The sequence below is a fragment of the Nitrospira sp. MA-1 genome (assembly GCA_032139905.1).
Classification (GTDB): domain Bacteria; phylum Nitrospirota; class Nitrospiria; order Nitrospirales; family UBA8639; genus Nitrospira_E.
Genome location: JAQJDB010000006.1, coordinates 788,205 through 810,010 on the forward strand (window position 1 = coordinate 788,205; position 21,806 = coordinate 810,010).

At 50.4% G+C, this 21,806-nt stretch carries 17 protein-coding genes; 7 read left to right on the forward strand and 10 right to left on the reverse strand.

Features of this window, described 5'->3' with window-relative positions; translation table 11 throughout:
- Window positions 1-6 precede the first annotated feature (6 nt).
- The 3 genes from PJI16_10910 to PJI16_10920 all read left to right on the forward strand — a co-directional run bounded on the left by PJI16_10910 (window position 7) and on the right by PJI16_10920 (window position 4,031).
- The gene (locus tag PJI16_10910) at window positions 7-1,623 is read left to right on the forward strand and encodes a ferredoxin--nitrite reductase (protein ID MDT3778066.1); all 1,617 of its coding nucleotides are present in this window, start codon (window positions 7-9) and stop codon (window positions 1,621-1,623) included.
- Window positions 1,624-1,722: 99 nt separating this feature from the next.
- A complete protein-coding gene (locus PJI16_10915; protein ID MDT3778067.1) occupies window positions 1,723-2,241 on the forward strand; it encodes a TIGR03546 family protein in 519 nt (172 codons plus the stop codon).
- The gene (locus tag PJI16_10920; GenBank protein ID MDT3778068.1) at window positions 2,241-4,031 is read left to right on the forward strand and encodes a TIGR03545 family protein; all 1,791 of its coding nucleotides are present in this window, start codon (window positions 2,241-2,243) and stop codon (window positions 4,029-4,031) included. The genes PJI16_10915 and PJI16_10920 overlap by 1 nt, the downstream gene beginning before the upstream one ends.
- 20 nt (window positions 4,032-4,051) lie before the next feature.
- Here the strand turns inward: PJI16_10920 and sthA are convergent, their stop codons facing one another.
- On the reverse strand, window positions 4,052-5,470 hold the full coding sequence (gene sthA, locus PJI16_10925; protein MDT3778069.1) for a Si-specific NAD(P)(+) transhydrogenase: 1,419 nt from the start codon (window positions 5,468-5,470) through the stop codon (window positions 4,052-4,054).
- A 293-nt stretch (window positions 5,471-5,763) separates the two neighbouring features.
- Window positions 5,764-6,744, reverse strand: a complete 981-nt coding sequence (locus PJI16_10930; protein MDT3778070.1) for a metallophosphoesterase — start codon at window positions 6,742-6,744, stop codon at window positions 5,764-5,766.
- Window positions 6,745-6,770: 26 nt separating this feature from the next.
- Between PJI16_10930 and PJI16_10935 the strand changes: the two genes are divergently transcribed.
- Entirely contained in the window at window positions 6,771-7,175 is a 405-nt protein-coding gene (locus PJI16_10935) for a hypothetical protein (GenBank protein MDT3778071.1), read from the forward strand.
- A 276-nt stretch (window positions 7,176-7,451) separates the two neighbouring features.
- On the opposite strand, the gene PJI16_10940 is transcribed toward PJI16_10935, so the two are convergent.
- Together PJI16_10940 and PJI16_10945 are read right to left on the reverse strand one after the other, a co-directional pair.
- The gene (locus PJI16_10940; protein MDT3778072.1) at window positions 7,452-8,441 is read right to left on the reverse strand and encodes an acetyl-CoA carboxylase carboxyltransferase subunit alpha; all 990 of its coding nucleotides are present in this window, start codon (window positions 8,439-8,441) and stop codon (window positions 7,452-7,454) included.
- Window positions 8,442-8,466: 25 nt separating this feature from the next.
- Window positions 8,467-11,931 carry a DNA polymerase III subunit alpha gene (locus tag PJI16_10945; protein MDT3778073.1) on the reverse strand — a complete coding sequence of 1,155 codons (3,465 nt, stop codon included), beginning with the start codon at window positions 11,929-11,931 and terminating at the stop codon, window positions 8,467-8,469.
- A gap of 613 nt (window positions 11,932-12,544) precedes the next feature.
- Between PJI16_10945 and PJI16_10950 the strand changes: the two genes are divergently transcribed.
- A complete protein-coding gene (locus PJI16_10950; GenBank protein ID MDT3778074.1) occupies window positions 12,545-12,865 on the forward strand; it encodes a heavy metal-binding domain-containing protein in 321 nt (106 codons plus the stop codon).
- 223 nt (window positions 12,866-13,088) lie between these two features.
- Window positions 13,089-13,562 carry a bacterioferritin gene (gene bfr / locus PJI16_10955; protein MDT3778075.1) on the forward strand — a complete coding sequence of 158 codons (474 nt, stop codon included), beginning with the start codon at window positions 13,089-13,091 and terminating at the stop codon, window positions 13,560-13,562.
- 158 nt (window positions 13,563-13,720) lie between these two features.
- Here bfr and PJI16_10960 read toward each other — a convergent pair whose 3' ends face one another.
- From PJI16_10960 to PJI16_10975, 4 genes are all read right to left on the reverse strand, one after another.
- A complete protein-coding gene (locus PJI16_10960) occupies window positions 13,721-15,799 on the reverse strand; it encodes a TonB-dependent receptor plug domain-containing protein (protein MDT3778076.1) in 2,079 nt (692 codons plus the stop codon).
- Between the two features lie 196 nt (window positions 15,800-15,995).
- Window positions 15,996-16,412, reverse strand: coding sequence for a nickel-responsive transcriptional regulator NikR (gene nikR / locus PJI16_10965; protein ID MDT3778077.1), 417 nt, complete (start codon window positions 16,410-16,412; stop codon window positions 15,996-15,998).
- A 634-nt stretch (window positions 16,413-17,046) separates the two neighbouring features.
- Complete coding sequence (locus PJI16_10970; protein MDT3778078.1) at window positions 17,047-17,505, reverse strand: hydrogenase maturation protease; 459 nt, start codon at window positions 17,503-17,505, stop codon at window positions 17,047-17,049.
- A gap of 103 nt (window positions 17,506-17,608) precedes the next feature.
- Complete coding sequence (locus tag PJI16_10975; GenBank protein MDT3778079.1) at window positions 17,609-19,441, reverse strand: glycoside hydrolase family 15 protein; 1,833 nt, start codon at window positions 19,439-19,441, stop codon at window positions 17,609-17,611.
- 357 nt (window positions 19,442-19,798) lie between these two features.
- Here PJI16_10975 and PJI16_10980 point away from each other — a divergent pair, with 357 nt between their 5' ends.
- Window positions 19,799-20,617 carry a hypothetical protein gene (locus tag PJI16_10980; GenBank protein ID MDT3778080.1) on the forward strand — a complete coding sequence of 273 codons (819 nt, stop codon included), beginning with the start codon at window positions 19,799-19,801 and terminating at the stop codon, window positions 20,615-20,617.
- Window positions 20,618-20,723: 106 nt separating this feature from the next.
- Here PJI16_10980 and PJI16_10985 read toward each other — a convergent pair whose 3' ends face one another.
- Together PJI16_10985 and PJI16_10990 are read right to left on the reverse strand one after the other, a co-directional pair.
- Window positions 20,724-21,203, reverse strand: a complete 480-nt coding sequence (locus tag PJI16_10985; GenBank protein MDT3778081.1) for a gluconokinase — start codon at window positions 21,201-21,203, stop codon at window positions 20,724-20,726.
- A gap of 51 nt (window positions 21,204-21,254) precedes the next feature.
- The gene (locus PJI16_10990; GenBank protein ID MDT3778082.1) at window positions 21,255-21,794 is read right to left on the reverse strand and encodes a ferritin-like domain-containing protein; all 540 of its coding nucleotides are present in this window, start codon (window positions 21,792-21,794) and stop codon (window positions 21,255-21,257) included.
- Window positions 21,795-21,806: the final 12 nt, after the last annotated feature.

Genomic DNA, 21,806 nt, shown 5'->3' on the forward strand with positions numbered 1-21,806 from the left:
ATTCTGATGAATAAGATTGAGGTGCTCAAAGGCGAAAAAGACGGGTTGGACATCAAAGAGGATATTGCCCGATATGCTGAATCGGGGTGGGAGGCGATCCCGGATGAAGATATTCAACGGCTGAAATGGTATGGACTATTCCTTCGAAATCCCACACCGGGGCTTTTTATGATCCGGGTCCGTATTCCAGGAGGAAGAACCACTTCGGTCCAATTACGCACATTGGCGCATCTGGCCAACACCTATGGAAATGGCGTGTTGGATCTGACGACCCGTCAGCAGTTTCAGTTGCGGCATCTGAAGATCGAGCATGTCCCGGAAGTCTTTCGTCAAATGGAAGAGGCGGGCCTTTGTTCGTTGCAAACCGGCATGGACAATGTTCGCAATATCATGACCTGCCCGGTGGCCGGGTTAACCACGCAAGAACAACTCGATGCAACAGACCTGGTGAAACGGCTGACAGAAGCACTGGTGGGACATCGGGCTTATTCGAATCTTCCTCGAAAGTTTAATTTGGCCATCACCGGTTGTCTCGACAATTGTTTACACCTCGAAACTCAAGATCTGGCACTGGTTCCGGCAATGCTGGAGGGACGGGACGGAGCGGTCATCGGGTTTAACCTGTTAGCGGGGGGGAAACTCGGCTCTGGGGGGTATCGCATTGCCACTCCGCTAGATGTATTCGTCAGCCCCCAGGAAGTGGTGGCCGTGACCGGAGCCATCCTTCGCGTCTTTCGGAATCATGGATGCCGGGACTCGCGCACGACTGCCAGACTGGCTTTTTTATTGGATGACTGGGGTGAAGAACGGTTTCGCATGGAAGTTCAGCGGGAAGTGGGATGGGAATTATCGCGAGCAGGAACCGATTCACGGAAGCACTCCGTCAATGATCATATGGGGGTCTACCGGCAAAAGCAGTCCGGCTTGAACTACGTGGGACTCAAAATTCCCGTTGGCCGTATTCAGGGGGATGATTTACACGGAATAGCCGGCCTGGCTGAATCCTACGGCACAGGGGAACTCCGTCTGGCGGCTAATCAAGCCGTGGTTATACCACATGTTTCTGACCGCGTCTTAGGAGACCTTACGGAAGAGCCTTTATTAGAACGCTTTGTCTACAATCCCACGCCGGTACAAAAAGGATTAGTCAGTTGTGTAGGAAGCGACTACTGTAATCTTGCTGTCATCGAATCAAAAAGCCGAGCGGTGGAAACGGCAAAACGAATTGAAGCGAGCATCGGCGCGGAGATGAAACCCATCACCATGCACTGGTCGGGATGTCCCGCCGGTTGCGGCAATCATCTGGTGGCGGATGTGGGTCTGTTAGGGAAAAAGATCAAAGTTAAAGGGCAGATTGTCGAAGCCGTGGATATCTTTGTCGGCGGCCGGTCCGGTCCCGATCCCAAACCGGCCATTAAGTTGCTGGAGGATGTCCCGTGCGACACCCTGGCGGAGGTCCTAAGCGGAATCCTTCCGTACCATTCTCGGGAGAAAATGCATCGCACAAAGGCTAAGACCATAAGTAAACGCAGCATACCCCGGCGTGCCATTGAGCCAAAAAATCCAATCAGCGGACAAAGCGAAACGTCTGCGGCCATGCTCACATCAACAAGTATGAATTGAGCCACTATTTGGTTGGAAGCTTCTTCCATCCATTGTGTGGACGTAGCACGGGTTCAAAGGTATTCTGGTATTGTGCTCATATGGATTGTCTATTAACGAATGATTAAGCTTCTTGCCAAACTACTTCGTGTCCTGAATTCCGAGACCGAGCCGGGCCAACTCTCGTTGGGATTCTGTTTTGCCATGATCGTTGGGCTTACCCCGCTTCTGAGCTTGCACAATCTCTTTGTGCTCCTGTTGGTATTTATCCTGCGTGTGAATCTATCGGCTTTTCTGTTGGGGCTGGCGCTGTTTACCGGGATGGCTTATCTCCTTGATCCGCTCTTTCATCTACTGGGGTTGACCGTTCTGACCGCTCCATCGCTGGAAGGGTTTTGGACCTCCCTTTATCAATCGGTGTGGTGGCGATTGGAGCATTTTAATAATTCTATTGTGATGGGCAGCCTGGTGTTTTCTGTTGCTATGTTTGTTCCTGTTCTTCTGCTTTCGAACCTCTTGATTCGTCGCTATCGACAACATGTCCTGGCCTGGGTACAAAAAACCCGGATTATGCAAATGTTTAAAGCTAGCAAGTTGTATCAGACCTATGAAACCTTTTCGTCATGGAGGCCTAGCTGATGACGAAATGGATTCGGTGGTGGGGGCTTGGGGCGTTTGTCGTGTTTGCAGGCATTTTCGGTTGCGTGTGGATATTTTTGGTGGATGGATGGGTGAAAAGTTTGATCGAAGGGGCAGGGACCGAAGCCGTGGGAGCTCAGGTAGAGCTGGATGCGGCTGATCTCAGCCTGTTTCCCGCTGGCCTCTCGTTGACCAGATTGCAAGTGACGAATCCCAGGAAGCCCATGACCAATGCGGTGGAAGTGGCCAACGTGACTATGGGTTTAGATGGACTGAATCTCCTACGGCGAAAAGTCATTGTGGAAGAAATGGCTTTGGAAGGTGTTCGTTTGGGCACTCTCAGAACCACATCCGGCGCCGTCAAGCCAATCCCAGACGTGTCTGCTGAAGAGGAGTCCGGGATGTTTTCTCTTGCGCTTCCGGCTCTTGAAGTTCCTGACGTGAAAAATATTTTAGAAAAAGAAGACCTGGAAACCATCCGATTGATTGAGGCATTGAAAGGGGATGTTGAGCGGGAAAAAGAGGCATGGGAGGCAAGGTTGAAAGAGTTGCCGGGGAAAGCCCAGTTGGCCGAATACAAAGAACGGGTGAAAAGTCTGAAAAAGGCTGCAAAAGGCGGACTGGAAGGCGTTTTGGGCGGAGTGGGGGAAGTGCAGGTCTTGAAACAGGATATTGAGCAGGAAATTGAATCGCTCAAAGGGGCGAAGAAGGAGTTCGAGGAGAAGTTGGCGTTACTACGCACACGCCTCGATCAGGTGAAAACCGCACCGCAACGGGATATTCAACACCTCAAGGCCAAATACAATTTATCCCCAAAAGGGTTGGCTCATGTGAGTCAAACATTATTGGGGCCCCAGATTGGATCATGGGTTCATCAGGGAGCGGCCTGGTATGAACGAGCGAAGCCGTTTCTGGAAGGGGACCGCGCAGGGGGAGGAGAAGATGGCCCACAGGTGGACAAGCCTTTACGTGGGAAGGGTGTGGATGTGCATTTTCAGGAAGTGCATCCGCTTCCCGATTTCCTGATTCGTCTGACGAAGGTATCGATCAGTTTAGCGGTAGGTGATTTGGCCGGGACCATCCATAATATCACCAACGACCAACCGACATTGGGACAACCCATAACGTTTGTTTTTTCCGGAGACCGGTTGAAGGGGGTACAGTCTGTTTCGTTGGAAGGGTTTCTCAACCATGTGGTGCCCGCCGATTCCAAGGATCATCTGACGGTGCAGGCAAAAGGGTATGAAATGGATAATCTGGCATTATCCAAAAATGATAAATGGCCCGTCACACTGGCTAGCGGGGTGGGTGGTGTCAACGTAAACGCGGATCTCAAGGACCGGGGATTGAAAGTTCATGGCATAGGGAATTTCCACAGTCTTCACTTCTCGGCAGGAAAAGATGGTGATACCAATCCTTTAACCAAATCCCTCAGCTCTGCCGTGGCGGGTGTATCTGAGTTTTCTGTTCAGGCTAATGTGACGGGGACATTGGAACAACATGAAGTCACGGTATCCTCTGATCTGGATGGTGTTCTTCAGGATCCGGCTGGCAAGATGGTGAATGAAATGGCTGCAAAGTTTGGCACTGAACTTCAATCGGCCATCTCGGCGAAGATTGCCGAACCGATGCAACAACTTCAAAATAATTTTGGCGGGTTTGAAGAAATTGCCGGTCAATTAACCGAGCGCGTCACGCAGCATGATGCTGTGCTCAAAAGTCTTCTTGAAAAAAGCCTTCCTATCAAAGGATTAAAGGATCTTCCCGGCGGACTCAAGCTACCGTTTTAACCGATACGTGAAAAAGTCTGCTATGTTTCACAAAGTTTGTTGTAGGCGTCGAGGGCCGCTACTTTGTAGCATTCCGCCAGCGTGGGATAATTAAAGACGGTCGTGAGGAAGTATTCGAGCCCACGTTCGGTGTGAAGGATGGCCTGTCCGATGTGAATGAGTTCTGTGGCTCCCGTTCCGATCACATGTACGCCCAAGAGCCGGTGATCGTTTCGATGAAATAACAGTTTCAACATGCCGTTTAAATCTCCCATGATTGTGCCACGAGCGATTTCGCGGTAACGGGCTATTCCCACCTCATACGGAATTTTCTGGAGGGTCAGTTGTTCCTCTGTGGCTCCCACCATCGAAATTTCCGGAATGGCATAAATACCAACAGGGAACAGGCTTGTCATGGGGTTGGCTTCCAGACCAAAGGCATAGCAGGCCGCTAAGCGGCCTTGCTCGGAAGAGGTGGCGGCCAAGCTCGGAAAACCGATGACATCACCTGCCGCCAGAATATGCTGGACTGGGGTGCGATATTGAGAATCGACCGGCAGGCGGCCGCGGGCATCTACAGTCAATCCCGCCTTCTCGAGCTGGAGTGTTGCTGTGGCTCCCGTTCGTCCGACGGAATAGAGGGCAAGGCCTGAGACCAGTCGTTTCCCGGAAGCCAAATGGATCACGACTTTCCGGGATGGTGTGTCCGAAATTTCTAATTTTTCGACAGTTTCACCGAGACGAAAGGTGACCTGGTGATTCCGCATTTGATAAATGAGCTCATCAACAATCTCACCATCGAGAAATTCCAAGGGACGAATTCGTGAATCCACAAGGGTGACTTCGACGCCAAGTGCCCCTAACATTGAGGCATATTCAATACCGATGATCCCGGCTCCAACCACGGTCATGGTTCGTGGGAGCTGTTGCAGGTGGATGATGCCATCACTGTCAAAAATATATTGGCCGTCTATGGGAATATTGGGAGGAGGTGTCGGGATGGTTCCTACCGCAATCAGAATGTGGGCGCTCGACAGGGTTTGTGACTGGTTGTCGGTGTGAACCAACAGGGTGTGGGGATCCACAAAAGTGGCTTCCCCTTGGATGAGTTCCACATCGTTTCTTCGTAATTGATCGTTCATCACCTCACCTTCGGTGCGAATAACCTCCGCCACGCGCGCGACCAATTGGTCGGCCGTGGGTCGAATTTTCGCTGTATCCGGTGAACGACCCCAATGTTGATGGGGTCCGGTAAAGGACATGACGGCTTCTCGAAAGGTTTTACTGGGAATGGTCCCGGTCTCTAAACAGGCACCGCCCACTGTACGCTTTTTTTCAATGACCGCGACCCGTTTCCCTATTTTGGCGGCTTGAATCGCCGCCCGTTGACCCGCTGGTCCGCTCCCGATACAAATGAGGTCGTATTGAAATTGAGTGGGTGTAGTGATTGAGGAGCTCATGAGGATAAGACGAGGTAGGATGCCGTTATGGATGCTCCCTCAGAGCATAGCGTGAGAAAAGAGGGAAGTACAGATGAAATTTAACATTGATTCGACTGCCTCACGATTCTACAGAAATTGGATGAGGAGTCTGCGAGTAATCTCGGGCAGAGATAGCCTGCGTCAAAGGTGCGATTATCAACATTCTCCGGGAAAAGGCATATCCTCAACAATCGATGCTGGTTGTCACCCTTCCATTTCTCCGTCAGTTTTCCCGATGGAGAAGATCAGTGTATGAATTGACCAGGCGATTTTCAAGATTGGGGAGCTCGTGTGAGCGTGTGAATGATGATTTCGGGAAAGCAGAAGAGGCGAATGGGAAATAGGGACGTGCCGACTCCTCGAGAAGTGTATCCTTGCATTGAACGGTATTGCCATGGGCCTGCCTTATAGGACCTGGGGCAACGACAATGGGTGATGATGGGATTGCCCCCAGGTAGACAAATTTGGCCTCCGTGCGAGTGGCCGCAGAGATAGAGGTCCATGCCGGCGTTCGAGGCTTCGGGAATAATTTCCGGCGAATGCACTAAGAGGATACGCACGGCGTCGTTGGGTGCGAGGCGTACGGTTTTCTCCAGATCGCCCGTTTCGTAATAATGGACATCATCCAACCCGAGGAGCCAAATCGCATCCGACCCCTTTTCCAGGGATTGCGCTTCATTGAGTAGCATTCGGATTCCACATCGCTCGAGCCCAGGCACCATTTCGAGCCAATCATGATTCCCCAAAATGCCCGTGACCCCGTAAGGAGCCTTGAGGGTCTTCACCAATTCCTCCATGAGTATCAACGTCTTGTCATAATGGCCATAGGTGAGAAAGCGAAAATCACCGGTCATGACGCACAGGTCGTACTGCAGCCTGGACATGGCGGCCTGGAGCGCATGGCCTTTATCGATCATCCCCTCAATATGGAGATCTGACAAATGCACAATGCGAAATCCCTCAAAGGATTCTGGCAGGTGAGGGATGGAGACGGTGTGTTCGACAATTCGGTATTGTGACGTATTCTTCACAGCTAATGGCCAAATACCGGTTGTTTTTAAGAGAGTCTTGATAAGCCAGGCAATGGCTGGAAATTCCTCCATGTGAATATGGAGGTGATAGCCTTTTAAGAGAAGGGCCGAATAGTGGGCCTGCATCTCCATGCGTTGGCCTGCATGTTCAGGTCCGATACGGTCCACTAATTTTGCAAAGGCTTCTTGGTCGTGGTGTTGGGTCATGTGCTTGTCAGCCATGTGGGATCAGAGGTACCATTGCCATCATGCAACGACTAGATCTCTTTCAACCCGGGTTGCCTGATATCCAGTTTGTTCTCATGGTGTTGGCATTGTGTACTGCAGAGCTGGAGACCATGAATGCGCCAGGATCCGTGAGAGAGACCGTGTTCAATCGGTGTTGGGCATTAATGCATGAAAGCCCTCCGCCTGTGAAGACACAAGAGCGGGTCCTTGATTTGACGCTTAGTGATGAGATTACCCTGGAGGCTTTGGTCCATGTCATTCGACAGACTTTCGAGGAGCATGGCTTTGTTGAATTGACCTGGGATCATCCACCAAGTGAACCCAGACGCGAATCGACTCCCGAAGCCGGCCCTTTGGTCGAGCGGTTACGGCAGTGGGAACCTCCTTCAGACAATTTGAATCCTCCCTCATCTTCATCAAACTAGTCCTCCATCCTGATCTTCGGATGTCTTGGACCGGTTCCCCTTTCTGGCGGATGAAGATCTTTCCTGCCCAGCGGAGAATCACCCTCTGAGCTATGGCGATCGGTCAATGGTGGCGTTTGTCTGGAGCGCAAAAAAATAATCGGACTGCAATACGTGGACTTTGTGGTGTCTAATGGGGGGAGATGAACAATCGCATGGAGAACGTGCGAATCAATCAAAAAAAAGGTATCCTGTGGGCCTTTGGTAGCTTGGAAATGGTTACTGACTTCATGCAGGTTACGAGTTGACTGTCTTTACCTGTTTTGGCGTGGCCTGAGAAGAGCCAAAGGTTCCCAGGCTCCTGAATTTGGCCTCTCGTTGTTGTCGGAGCGCTGCCGGCGACAATTTCTGTAATTGCAGGAAATGGGTATCCAGTGCTTGCGAGATACGGTCGGCCATAGTTTTTGGATCTCGATGGGCACCTCCCATTGGTTCGGGTATGACCTCCTCGATAATATTAAGTTTGCGTAACTCCGGCCCCGTCATTCGTAAGGCGGTAGCGGCATCGGCAGATTTTGAGGCGTCTCCCCACAGAATTGCGGCACAGCCTTCCGGAGAAATCACCGAATAAATTGCATGTTCGAGCATCAGAATACGATCTGCCACTCCCAGGGCCAACGCTCCACCACTACCGCCTTCTCCTGTGACCACAGCCAGAATCGGCACCTGCAATCTGGACATTTCCAGCAAATTTCTGGCGATAGCTTCGGCTTGGCCGCGCTGCTCCGCATCAACGCCGGGGTATGCTCCTGGAGTATCGATAAAGGTGATGATGGGTCGGTTGAAGCGTTCCGCTAATTTCATGAGACGCAACGCTTTTCGGTAACCCTCTGGTTTGGCCATACCAAAATTCCGGCGCATGCGTTCCTTCAATGATTTTCCTTTTTCATGACCGATCGCCATGATTGAGCGGCCCCTCCATGTGGCAAACCCTCCCATGATTGCGCGGTCGTCGCCGAACAGGCGATCACCATGGAGTTCCATGAAACCTTCCGTCATGTGTTCCAGGTAATCAGAAATCGAAGGGCGCTGTGGGTGTCGGGCGATCTGGCTATGTTGCCATGGCGAGAGATTGGCAAAGATCTCACGCTCAAGATTTGCCAGTTGTTCGGTTGATTTGACGATGGCCTCCTGAACCGAAACCTTTTTAGATTTTGATTTCACCAACTTGGCAATGCGTTCCTCAAGTTCTTTCAGGGGTTTTTCAAAGTCCAGGTATTCACGCACGGACAGGCTCCTTGGTAGAGGGAAATTATTGGAAGGTGACCGTGGATGTGCCGAGGAGATGTTCCACTTCTTCTAAAAACTCCGGGGACGGAGAAATGCCGATGTCCGACAATCCTGACATGCTGGCGGTCAGATCCGGATGCAAGTGAAACGCCAACGAAATAGGGGTCGGACCACGGTGACGTTCGAATATGTCCTTTAAGTCTAGCAGATTATGGGGGAGAACGTCCTGTTCGTGGACCTGGAGCGTCACATGCTTCACGGTTTCATTTTCTAATTGGGAGAGCGATTCGACTTTGGTGGCCTTGATGCGGGCGCCGTTATCCATCAGGTCAACGGTACCCGATATCCGAACGACCGATTCCGGTCCCAATAATTCTTCGTGTTGCTTAAAGGTTTCAGGGAAAATAATGGCTTCAACGGTTCCGTGTAAATCTTCCAATTGGGCATAGGCCATCCTGTTGCCTTTTTTCGTCGTGGTAATTTTGAGGCTTGAAATGACCCCGCAGACTTTGACCTCTCGTCCGTCGCCGACGTCGCGAATCGTCTGGGTCGAGCAGGTAGAAAAATGAGTGATCCCCACGCTGTGGCGGTTGAGTGGATGCGCAGTAATATAAAAACCGGTGAGCTCTCTTTCATATTTGAGTAAGTCATTCTGAGACCATTCGGGAATCTGTGGAATGACGAAACCAAACCCGTCTTGCTTTGGCGTGGCCGGTTCCGGAGCCAATATTTCAAACAGACTGGTTTGGCCTTCCCGTTTATTGCGTTGAATCGTCGAGGCATGCTCAAGGGCTTCATCCAGGACCTGAAACGTGCTGGCGCGCGTGAGACCCATAGAATCAAAGGCACCGACCTTAATGAGTCCTTCCAACACCCGTTTGTTGACCTTCTGCGAATCAATGCGGCAACAAAAATCAATAAAGGAAGAAAATGGGCCTTCCGTGTCTCGGGATTCTAAAATCACGTCCACGGCGTTTCCGCCGACGTTTTTTATCGCCACTAACCCGAATCGGATACCCTCAGGGACCACACTGAAGTTTTTTAAACTTTGATTGGCATCGGGCGGCAGAATGTGTACTCCCAATTCGCGACATTCCGAAAAATAGCCAACCATCTTGTCAGTATTTCCCATTTCAGATGTCAGCAAGGCCGCCATAAATTCAGTGGGAAAATGGGCTTTCAGGTAAGCGGTCTGGTATGTCACGACCGCATAGGCGGCGGAGTGTGATTTATTGAACCCGTACCCGGCGAAAAAGGCCATTTGATCAAATAATTTTTCGGAGATTTTTTCCGAAATTCCCTTTCCTTTGGCCCCTGAGACAAACAATTCCTTTTGTTTGGCCATTTCCTCATGTTTTTTCTTACCCATCGCCCGTCGGAGTAGGTCGGCTTGCCCAAGTGAAAATCCAGCTAACTGGTTGGCGACGGCCATCACCTGTTCCTGGTAAACGATCACCCCATAGGTTTCTTTGAGAATGGGTTCCAATTGCGGGGGGTCATAGACAATTTGGGAGGCATCGCGTTTTCGTTTAATGAAATCGTCCACCATGCCGCTCTCTAAGGGGCCGGGGCGATAGAGTGCGAGAATGGCGATCAGGTCCTCAAAGGTTTCCGGTTTGATTTTGACCAACAGGTTTCGCATGCCGGAACTTTCCAGCTGGAATATCCCTGAGGTTTTTCCGGAACTGAGGAGCTCAAACGTCTGGAGATCATTCAAGGCTAGATTGTTAATATCCAAGGGAGACTCAGTTGGAAGCTTGGCATTGACCATCCGAACCGCGTCATGAATCATCGTCAGGGTTTTGAGACCCAGAAAATCAAATTTCACCAACCCGACTTTTTCCAAATCGGTCATGGTGTATTGGGTGACGATTTCGTCGTTACTTGTTTTGTAAAGGGGCACATGATCCATGAGGGGTTTTTGCGAAATGACCACACCGGCGGCATGAGTCGAGGCATGTCGAGCCAAGCCTTCCAGGGCCATCGCCGTATCCATGAGCTCCTTCATCTTGGCATCTTGATCGACAAGTTCTTGCAGCCGAGGTTCCAGCTTCAGGGAATCCTGGAGGGTGATGTTGAGTTGGGTGGGAACCAACTTCGCGACCCGGTCAACTTCTGCATAGGGGAAGTCCATGACTCTTCCCACATCCCGAATGGCCGCTTTGGCGCCTAGCGTGCCAAAGGTAATGATCTGACACACATGCTCCTCACCGTATTTCTCAATGACATAGTTGATGACTTCGCCGCGGCGGTCCATGCAAAAATCCATGTCGATATCCGGCATGGTGACACGTTCGGGGTTGAGAAAGCGTTCAAAGAGCAGGTTGTAGGTGAGGGGATCGAGGTCCGTAATGCGCAGAGCGTAAGCCACGAGGCTGCCGGCGGCCGATCCTCGTCCGGGCCCGACTGGAATTTTTCGGGATCTGGCGAAATTGATGATATCCCACACAACCAAAAAGTATCCGGCATACCCCATGGCATTCAGCACGGCGAGTTCGGTGTGGAGGCGCTGCTGGTAGACCTCGGGGGCTATGGCCGTCGGGCGTTCCCGTAAACGGGCTCGAAGGCCTTCTTCTGAAAGATGCTGAAGGTAGGAGTCATGTGATTGACCCTCAGGTACGTGATAGTCAGGCAGATATGTGGTTCCGAATTCCAATTGAAGATCGCACTGCTCGGCCACCTGGGTTGTATTCAAGACTGCACGGTCAAATTCTGAAAATTCCGCAATCATTTCTTCTGTGGACTTCACATATAACTGGTCGGTGTCAAACTTCATCCGGTTAGGATCTTTGAGCGTTTTTCCCGTTTGAAGACACAGCATGATTTCATGCGGACGCGCATCTCGTTTATTGAGATAATGACAATCGTTGGTGCCCACCAGCGGGATGCCAAGCTTCTTATGAATCTCCAGTAATCCCCGATTCGCAACAAGTTGATGATCCAGGCCGTTGGCCTGCACTTCCAGGTAATAGCGGTCTTTTCCAAAGATGGACCGATACTCATCGGCCACCCGGAGAGCCCCTTCCATATCCTGATGGTTAATGAGCTGAGGCACCTCACCGCTCAAACACCCTGAAAGGGCAATGAGACCTTCTTGATGTTCCTGTAATAATTCCTTGTCCATGCGAGGCTTATAATAAAAGCCTTCAAGATAGGCTTTGCTGGAGAGTTTAATCAGGTTGTGATAGCCAACTTGATTGGTCGCAAGAAGAATCAGATGAAAATACTCGTTATGCGCAAGGTGGCCTGCCCGCTGGGTACGGTTGCCTGGAGCCATATAGGCTTCACACCCGATAATCGGTTTCACATCATGAGCTTTGGCTTTTTGATAAAAATCAATGGCGCCAAAGAGATTGCCATGGTCGGTCATGGCGACGGCGGGCATGCCGAAATTCTTCACCTGTTGGAACAGGGGTGTGAGTTGGTTGGCTCCGTCGAGGAGGCTATACTGGGTGTGAAGATGGAGATGAACGAATTGTGCCGGCACTCATATGATCCTTCCGTAAAAAAATTCTAATGAGCACTTCGAGTGAAGTCAAATGAAATCACCATCTGAAAAATATCGCGGTGTCCGGTTTCTGAATTTTTTGAGAATTGCAAGAATAAAAGACAAAATTATGAGGAGAAATAAGGATAAAGTAATCCAGAAAAAATGGGCACAAGTATGTGGATAAATCGGCAGTATCCGATTGAAACGCAAGAGAGAGAATGTGTTAAGCAGATTGCTTATTTGGTGGGCATTGTATTGAACGATGAAACCCCTACCACAGGTTGGGTCATCAGGATGTTCAGAAAAATATCTGATTTAAGAGTCAAATTCTGCGCCATTCGTTCTCGACCATTTGGGGACTGTTGAATATTGTAAAAATTTTGCTATTTCATTCGCTGCTGAGGCACCGAAGCCTACCAGAAAATAGTGGAGTGTTCAAAAAGGCCGCTAGCGGCATTTTTCAACACTCCCCTTTGTCGTGCAGACATACTGGCATGCGCGCGCGCTTTGCGGAAAAGTTGTGAGGGGAAACCCAGGATGAATATAGTATAGTCAGCAGGAGAGAGCGTATCTGAAGTATGTGTTTTTCATGTAAAAGGAGTGGGAGGACATGATACTGACAACGACGCACAATGTTGAAGGCCATCAGATTAAAGACTATTTAGGTGTGGTCGCCGGAGAGGCTATCTTGGGCACTAATTTTTTCAAGGATTTTTTTGCCAATATTCGTGATATTGTCGGAGGCCGATCGGGGGCATACGAAAAGGAATTGCGACGCGCGCGTGAAATCGCCTTTCAGGAAATTCAGGAAGAAGCCTTGAGGGTAGGAGCCAATGCCATTGTTGGAATCGATTTGGATTACGAGGTTATGGGAGAAACCGGGAGCATGCTCATGGTGAGTATAAGCGGGACTGCCGTGAGGGTTGAGTGACCGAATGGGTGACGGAGGGAGAGCTTCACACCTTCATAAACTCGAAAGGTTGAACTTGAATATTCAGATCAACGAAGTTGAGAAAGGAATTCAATGTTAAACAATTTTCCCTAAATAAAAACATTGACCAAAATGAAGTTGGGCCGATAAACTATGTCAGTCGAATGAAACAGACATTCTCATTTCTTACGTCTGAAACAATCTTTAATAAAGGGGGACTTCCATGAAGGCAAAAAAAGGCGTCGTCGATTTTCTGAATAAAGTTCTTACCAATGAACTCACCGCGATCAATCAATATTTCCTACACGGCGAAATGTGTGGAAATTGGGGATACGAACAATTACATAACGAAATTAGAAAACACTCAATTGATGAGATGAAGCATGCGGAAGAGATTATTGAGCATCTTCTCTATTTAGAGGGTGTTCCGAATATGCAACGGTTGGGAACGATTAAAATTGGGGAAACGGTTCCTGAGCAATTTAAATCAGACTTAGCTCTTGAGCACGAAGCGGTTGTTCTTCTCGCCGAGGCCATTGCCCATTGTACCACTGTGGGAGATTTCACTACACGGGCAAAGCTCGAAGGTATCATCAAAAGTGAAGAAGAGCATATCGACTGGATAGAAACCCAATTGGAAACGATTAAGCAGGTGGGAGTGGAAAATTATCTCAGCCAACATATGCATGAAGAGTAGCCGTTTCTTTTTGTCAAACTTGACAGGGCTTTCCGGGATTGCCGATGCATCCTGGAAAGCCCTTTTTCATGGAATGATTGAGGGTTAGCTCGATCGTGAAACAGCCTGCATAGAAGGCCGGTTGTAGAGACTGGTGAATGCGATCATGGTCCTGCCCGTTATGTCGGAAAAAACCACGTCAGCCCACCCATGAACATCCGTGGAGTGCCGGGGACAAAGTGAATATCGGCAACACCTCCGGCGGGTTCTCCCGGAAGACGGGACTCATAATAAAACTGGGCCTGACGCCAATCGGTATCGGTCAAATTGCGGATGCTAAAAAATGCCTCTAGGCGTCCGGTTGGTGGCGCAAGTGGGATTTTGTAGCGAAGAACCAGATCGAAAATCGTAAATGGTTCCAGTTTCACATTGTCATCTTCCGTGCCGGCACGGCTTTCCACGGTCAACATTTGCAACGTTCCCGATAGTCCAATCGGAAAGCGGGCTGTGACGGATGAAAACGCCGTGAACTGCGGCGCCAATGGGACGGCATCCCCCGTTTTTCGGAACTCGGCATGCGTATACGTAACATCGCCTCGAATGGTGAGCCAATCCAGAGGGGTGATTCGAGAGCTGAATTCTGTTCCCAGGCGACGCGTCTTTCCTCGCGGTTCCGTTGTCCCTTCATCCCCCACGAATACCAATTCAGATCCCAGATCCAGCAGCCAAAATGTGGCGAGAAATTCGGACCAGGCCCACGGGCGGCTCCTGATACCGATTTCATAGCCAATAGCTCTGGTTAAGCTGTTAGTCGATGGATTTTCCACGGCATCGCGCGCATCATTGCTGTGAAAACCGGTTCCAACATTCAAGAAGAATTCCGTCTGGTACCAGGGCCCAAAGACGAGATTGGCTTTTCCACTGGCGATGGCATTAGAGGCTGTCCCGTTTGGTCTTTCTGAGCAATCCGCCCCGCAACGATCTTTCACATTATACGTGAAGACATCAACACGACCGCCTCCCACAAATCGCATCCAGGGAAGGAATTGAAGGTCCAATTTCAGATAGGGAGAATAGGAGGCCTCGAATATGTCTGATTCCTGCGTGATCGCCAGGGACGAACGTTTCTGTTGCGTGCCCAAACGCACCTGGATTTGATCAAAGCGTGTCTGAAGTCCTGCCGTCATGGTGCCTTCATAATCGAGCAGGCGAAAAATCTGCCGATAACCGATATCACTTCCGGTCAACCATCGTCGGTCGGTCTGTTCAATCCCGTCACCATTTACTGGATCATTAAGATAAAACGTGAAGTTGCTGAACAGGGACAGGTAATAATATTGAGCCCACAGATTGGCGAATACTGTCCCTCCGCCGGGTAGATCGTAATGGTAATCCAATCGACCGGTGCTCCGTAACGATTTGCCGCCTTCTGAAGGATCAATGGAACCAAAGCGGTCTACCCCTCCGGACGTCACGTCCCGCAAAGGAATCTGGCCTGACCCGTTCCATCGTCCATAATATTGAGAAAGCGTCACACTGAGTTGCGATGTGGCTGAGGGATCAAACGTTAGTTTCGCCAGTCCGTTGTATCGGGTATTGCGATTGACAAAATCATAGGGGCCGTCGGTGTAATAAAATTCTCCCGCAAGAAGGGTGCGGAATCTATTGTGAGTGGGAGAGGTCATGAACAGATGGCGTTGGGTATTAAAATTCCCTCCGGCGGATTGGACCACGGTTTGGGGAACTGTCTCACGGGTGACATAATTGGCAGCGCCGGCGGTGGCAAAATCACCATATTCCACATGGTAGGGTCCTTTTTTTACCGTAATTTCTTCGATGGTTTCCGGAATAATGAAATTGATGTCCCCGTATCCTTGACCATGAGCATGGCTGCGCATGTTGATCGGCATGCCATCCACATGAAGGGCCAGGTCTGTGCCATGATCAGCGTCAAAGCCGCGCAGGAGAAACTGATCGGCCTTTCCGGCGCCGCCTGAATGTTCCAAAGTAATAAGACCGGGAGCCAACCGCAATAAATCGGCAGGCCGGCCTTGAGGCTGAAGCAGAATATCCTCATTCAGAATGATTCGGCTGGAGGATGCCGCGATAGGGCGTTCTCCAACGACCTGCACTTCCTCTAAAACCGTGACCTCCTCCTGGTCATGGCCTGATGCCGAATCCACCCACAAGAAACTGAAGAGAAGGAAGACCTGTATCCACCAGGCAGGATGAGGTGTGTGGGGATATAGGGCAACCATCGGGTTGATACTGAGGAAGAGGATAGAGGGGTAAATCTGTTGGTGACACGAAAAAATAATAAGTAACACGATTTGTAGCAAGGTCCGGTAATATTGTCAATTTAAAATTGTGCGGGTTAGGGAGAGAGGAGGTATGGGGAGGATCGGAAGCCATGCGGTGAGCAAGGAATATCTTGAAAGGAGGAATGAAGGAGCGCTATTTCACGGCCTTTCCGGTGGTCGTCATAGTAAGTTGTCCATGCTTGACCCCTTTGGTTTTAATCAGCAGATTGGCTAAATCGACGAGAGCCGAACTTCGCCCTTTGACCACAATAACTTCCAGACAGTGGTCGTGATCCAAATGCACATGCAGATTCGAAATGATTTGCTTCCCGTATTCGTGCTGATGATGAGTTAATTGTTGCAGCACATCTGATTGATGATGGTCGTACACGAGAGTAATGGTGCCGACGGTCTCCTTATTTCCGCCCCATTCTTCCCCGACAAGTTGATTGCGGATGAGGTCTCGAATCGCCTCCGAGCGATTCTGGTATCCTTTCCGAGTGATGTGTTGATCAAATGCGGCAAGGAGTGGTTCTTCAAGAGAAACCCCAAAACGGACGAGTTGACTCATTGGCATGTTCCTTCCAGATTGGTTTTGGCCGTCCCCCTATCCTATGGCCTTCTAAATACAAAAGACAATTGATGGGCCATAAGGTGTCCGAGTAATGCGGATGCCGGTTGGTCTACAACCGTTGCAGGTTTGAAGTCGTCTTGAGGAGGGTGAAAAGTATGAGGGGGTGAGAAAGTAGCGGTTAATCCCAGAGTGACGAACCTGAGGGCAATGTCATCAGAGCGCCAAGAATGGTCCTCATTACACCCAGGCGGGCCTGGCACGCAATCAAATCCGGGACAAAATGTTCAATGTGGTGTTTGGCGCAGGTCGCAAAAAATTGAATGCCCCCGTTGGCATTCAAGACGCGTCCGCGAAGGCGGTAGCACTGCGCAGGTTCCAAACGGGCGGCCGGGAGCTTACTCCCTGAACAAGGTCCTCGACATGGATGGCCAAGGTTTCAACTTGAGCCCGTCCAATAAATGTGGCGTCAATCATAACCGAACGTCTGTCGTTTGGGGAGTTGCGTAACTCCTGAGGCGGGTGCCGAAACGATTTCCAGAGATTGGAAGGGCCTCGTGAAAAACGATAAGAAGTGTATCTCAAGCCAATGGCGGAGTCCGGATTATTGAATCGGATGAGGGATATGACCGGACTAATGAGTGAGAGATCTGATCCTGACGCAAACATTGTCAACGGAAGCGGCGACAGGCTGGCTCAGATTTTCTCCAAAGGTGGTATCGAAGACTTCAATGAGAAAGACGGTGATATCTTGAGGAAACTCATCTTGAAAGATGATACGGCCGGTCTGGACGGCGTGATCCCAACGAAAATTATGTGGGTTGAAACTTGGAGAAGGCTGGTTGATCAGGTCAGGGTCTGAGATCTGAAAGACGGTTCCCGGTTCTGATCCGCTGGAGCAGGCATCGATAATGGTCAGCTTACTGGCGCCATGGGCCTGAAGGAGCACATCGATCCCATTGGTACCTGCCTCAACAATCTGAAGATCGGATTGGGGATGTTTGGAATAATATGACTGAAGCCGTTGAGCCACAACGACTCCTATTCCATCATCCTTTCGATAGAGGTTTCCGCATCCAATGATCACATGCATCGATGAAGTGTAGGATCATGTTGAGGGACTCGGCAATGGTTGCCCGGATCGCGGAGTCGGATCCGGAGAGGGGAGAGCGCGGGGAAACGAGGCGTTAACCTGATTACTTACCTAGCGCCCGGTCCAGATTGAAGGCGGCGCTGATGAGGGCGAGATGCGTAAAGGCTTGCGGAAAATTGCCGAGTGCCTCACCGTGATGGCCGGTTTCTTCGGCATAAAGCCCCAGATGGTTGGCATAACCGAGCATTTGCTCAAACACAAGACGGGCTTCTTCTAAGCGATTGCGATCCGCTTGTCCAGCGCGCGTCATGGCTTCTACAAGCCAAAACGTACAAAGATTGAACGTGCCTTCCTCTCCGTCCAGCCCGTCCTGAATTTCGGCTAAATTATACCGGTAGACCAGTCCGTTGGAGACCAGGCCACCCTGTTCCGGCTTCCGGTTGATGGCATCCAGGGTCTTGAGCATACGGGGATCGGTAGGTGACACAAAAAACACGAGAGGCATCACTAAATTCGCGGCATCCAACGAAGTGCTTCCATATCGCTGAACAAAGGCTTGTCGTTCTGAATCCCATCCCTTGGCCATAATTTCTTCATAGATATTATCCCGGGTCTTTAACCATCGCTCGCGGTCGGCCGGGAAGGACCGTTTTTCGGCCAGGCGCAGCCCACGGTCCAAGGCCACCCAGCACATCAATTTGGAATAGACAAAATGTTGCTGGCCCCCTCGGACTTCCCATATGCCTTCGTCCGTGCGTTGCCAGTTGTCGCACACCCAGTTGATCATGCGCCGAAGATGTTTCCAGAGATCGTAGGAAATGGGTGTGCCGTATTTATTATAAAGATACACCGAATCCATTAATTCCCCGTAAATATCGAGTTGGAGTTGGTTGTAGGCACCATTCCCCACCCGGACGGGGCGTGAGCCCCGATAGCCCTCGAGATGATCCAATGTTTCCTCGGTGAGTTGATGGCGTCCCTCGATGCTGTACATCAGTTGTAAGGATCCGTCAGGATTCAATTCATGACAGCGGGCTTCCAGCCACTGCATGAAGGCCGAGGCTTCTTCGGTGAAACCGATACGTAATAAGCCATATAAGGTAAATGCGGCATCCCGGATCCAGGTATAGCGGTAATCCCAGTTTCGAACGCCGCCGATCTCTTCAGGAAGACTGCAGGTCGGAGCGGCGACAATTGCCCCGGTCGGCTGGAACGTTAACAATTTAAGAACTAAAGCCGAGCGGTGGACCATTTCCCGCCAGCGACCGGTGTATGTGCATTGGGATAGCCAACGACGCCAATAGTCGACCGTGTGTTTAAATAACTCTTCCGCTTGGGTTTCCGGGCAGGAGGAGGTGGCCTGGGTATGACCGGATTCGATCTCTTGCAGACAAAAATCGACTTCTTCCCCTTCTTGAAGGGTGAACTCGGTAATGATCATGTCGCCGTCCTGCGTCAGTGGAATGGTGGATCCCAGTCGAAGTGTCAGGCGGGAGGTTTGAAATCGAGCTCCATCTTTGGTGATCGTGAGCGTATGGGTATCTCGACCATAGTTGAATGCCGGACGGCATTCGAGACGAAACGTCATCGATTTTCTAATGGCTTGCACCCGGCGGATCAACCCGTCCCGGATGCAGTCAGTGGTGCGAAACCCGACCGGCATAAAATCGATCACCCGCCCGACTCCTGCCGGAGTATGAAACCGGGTCACGAGGACATTGGTATCGGGCCAATAATATTGTTTGGATTTGACTCCGTCAGGAACAGGAGCAACCTTGAACCGCCCACCCTTGGCATCATCCAGAATGGCGCAGAACACGCTGGGAGAGTCGAAATACGGATAGCAGAACCAATCGATGGACCCGTTCATGCCGACCAGGGCGGTCGTCTGCATGTTTCCGATCAGGCCGTAGTTTTCAATGGGCTGATAGGGCATGGTTTTTTTGTCGGCTCAAAAACGTTGAGTATTGATGACCAATCGAATGGGCACAACCTGCGGTCCGAAGGCAATCATACTATGACACAAGGGCCTCGTGAAGGCTCGAAGGTGCCGGGATCAGGTGAGTTTTCTATTTATACCTGGAGAATTCGAATAAGGCTAGTCCAGGTCATTATTCCCCGAGTCTGAGCAAGCTGCCCGTGGTTGCAAGGAGCAGTTGCATGGAGCAATGACCGCTCCTAAGTGTGAATCAAAGGATGAAAATCCTGGTCAATTGCGATACATTGTGCAAATCTTCTCCGGGTTGTTCAACTCGCAAGGAATAGGGAGTTCGATGTCAGTGCGGGAAGCCTGATGCCTGTCTATCCATCCCACGTTATGATTGAGGGGCAACTCTATGCCTTTCAGCGTATTCTGAAAGATGATTTCTTTTCACGCAACCTCCTCTATAAGAACCAGGCGGATGAAGGGTATGTCCTCAAGCTGAGCGACTTTCGATTTGTGCTGGGCTGGCTGTTTCGCCCCCTAACGGGCTGGATCTCCAGGCGGGAATATCGAATCTATCAAATGGTGGCCGATCTTCCGGGCATTCCAGCGTTAGGACCGCGATATGGGAAACGAGGGTATTTTCATCGGTTTATTGAAGGACATACGCTTCATGAAATAGAACGGCGTATTCAGGACCAATTTAACGTGGTGGTGGGGGATCCCGTCATTGCAAAGTATGCCACATCGCTGGCTCCCGATTTTTTTGATCAGTTACGGGTCATTGTTCAGGCGGTCCATCGCCGGCGCATTTTTTATGCGGACTTGAACAAACGGGGGAATATCATTTGTTCGACGGAGGGAAAGCCTTATCTCATCGATTTTCAAATTTGTCTGCCTATTCCTGTTCGACAAGGATGGGTCGGTACGCTGACTGACAAGATCTTTCACGTGTTGATTCGGGAGGATCTCTATCATCTGTATAAACACAAACACACCTTTCAACCGCAGATGTTATCCGAGAAGGAGCAGCAGTTGGCCCAACGGTCGAACTTAAATAGGCGATACCGCCGCTATCTGTGGCGGCCCTACATTGTGCTGAAGCGGTTAATCTATCCGCATGGGAGCAATGAAACCATCTGGTATAAGTGGAAAAAGGAAAAAGACCAATCCCCCAGAATGTCCTAATGCTCTGATAGATGTCATAGGAAAATGACCTCGCTCATGGTCAACCTCTGCATCCGGGCTCAACATACCTCTCATTTTTAGTTCTTATCATGACATCGCAGAGATGTCATGCCGGATGTAAGGGCAGCATTCTTTTAATTTGCTCCACAATCACTTCAGGTGCTTGAGAAACATCAACGAATGGGACGTCGTGAGGCTCTTCGAGCGCTTCGAACTGACTGGCTAACAGGTCGGCTTTCAAAAAGTGCATTGTTCGGGATTGCAGCCGTCGATGGATAAGTGTGTAATTGCCTCGCAAATACACTATTGCCATCTGGGGCTGGCCATCGGTAAACCACTCGCGGTAAGTCTGCTTTAAAGCGGAACACGTAATCACGGCGCGCTGGGCCTTCGTGATCAGGTCAAGAACAAGGTTATGCAAAGCCTGGAGCCAGGGAATCCGATCTTCGTCATTCAAAGGCAGCCCCTCACGCATTTTAGCTACATTCTTTTGTGAATGGAAATTGTCACCTTCGTAAAATGACCATCCGAGATCTCTGGCCAGGAGTTGACCAATGGTCGTCTTTCCCGAACCAGAGACACCCATCAGGATTACAATCCATATGTCCCGTTCCTTTGTCTCTCTCATAGCCAAACTTTAGGAACCCATTTCCTCCAGAAGCGAGACGAGGTCATCAGCATGCTCTTCCTCGACAGCCAAAATGCCCTCCAGCATTCGGCGGGATGTCGAATCGTTTGTGCCCAGATAATTGATCACTTCCCGATAGCTATCAATGGCAACACGCTCTGCCACCAGGTCCTCCTTGATCATGTCGACCAGGGATGTTCCCTCCACATATTCGGAATGACTACGCATCAGCATGCCATCCGGAGAGAGATTCGGTTCGCCACCCAGTTGTACTATCCGCTCCGCCAATTGGTCCGCATGACCCTGCTCTTCATTGGCATGTTGAAGAAACTCCGCCGCCACACTCTGAGCATGAATTCCCGATGCCATGTAATAATGCCGCTTATATCTGAGGACACAGACGATTTCAGTTGCCAGGGCTTCATTGAGTAGCTTAATGACCGTGTCCCGGTCGGCCGCATAACCCTGGGTCACCGCTCCTTTTTCGATGTGTTCTCTTGCGCGTTTGCGTAAGGTTTTCACGTCTGTGAGAAATGGTTGGTCTTTCATTCCCGCCTCCTA

Excerpts from the sequence above, each read along its gene's own strand:
- PJI16_10935 (MDT3778071.1), top strand. The coding sequence starts at position 6,771 with ATGCAACGACTAGATCTCTTTCAACCCGGGTTGCCTGATATCCAGTTT.
- PJI16_10910 (MDT3778066.1), top strand. The coding sequence starts at position 7 with ATGAATAAGATTGAGGTGCTCAAAGGCGAAAAAGACGGGTTGGACATC.
- PJI16_10960 (MDT3778076.1), bottom strand. The coding sequence starts at position 15,799 with ATGGTTGCCCTATATCCCCACACACCTCATCCTGCCTGGTGGATACAG.
- sthA (MDT3778069.1), bottom strand. The coding sequence starts at position 5,470 with ATGAGCTCCTCAATCACTACACCCACTCAATTTCAATACGACCTCATT.
- PJI16_10920 (MDT3778068.1), top strand. The coding sequence starts at position 2,241 with ATGACGAAATGGATTCGGTGGTGGGGGCTTGGGGCGTTTGTCGTGTTT.
- PJI16_10975 (MDT3778079.1), bottom strand. The coding sequence starts at position 19,441 with ATGCCCTATCAGCCCATTGAAAACTACGGCCTGATCGGAAACATGCAG.
- PJI16_10990 (MDT3778082.1), bottom strand. The coding sequence starts at position 21,794 with ATGAAAGACCAACCATTTCTCACAGACGTGAAAACCTTACGCAAACGC.
- PJI16_10970 (MDT3778078.1), bottom strand. The coding sequence starts at position 17,505 with ATGCATGTGATCATTGGATGCGGAAACCTCTATCGAAAGGATGATGGA.
- nikR (MDT3778077.1), bottom strand. The coding sequence starts at position 16,412 with ATGAGTCAACTCGTCCGTTTTGGGGTTTCTCTTGAAGAACCACTCCTT.
- PJI16_10950 (MDT3778074.1), top strand. The coding sequence starts at position 12,545 with ATGATACTGACAACGACGCACAATGTTGAAGGCCATCAGATTAAAGAC.
- PJI16_10915 (MDT3778067.1), top strand. The coding sequence starts at position 1,723 with ATGATTAAGCTTCTTGCCAAACTACTTCGTGTCCTGAATTCCGAGACC.
- bfr (MDT3778075.1), top strand. The coding sequence starts at position 13,089 with ATGAAGGCAAAAAAAGGCGTCGTCGATTTTCTGAATAAAGTTCTTACC.
- PJI16_10985 (MDT3778081.1), bottom strand. The coding sequence starts at position 21,203 with ATGGGTGTCTCTGGTTCGGGAAAGACGACCATTGGTCAACTCCTGGCC.
- PJI16_10930 (MDT3778070.1), bottom strand. The coding sequence starts at position 6,744 with ATGGCTGACAAGCACATGACCCAACACCACGACCAAGAAGCCTTTGCA.
- PJI16_10980 (MDT3778080.1), top strand. The coding sequence starts at position 19,799 with ATGCCTGTCTATCCATCCCACGTTATGATTGAGGGGCAACTCTATGCC.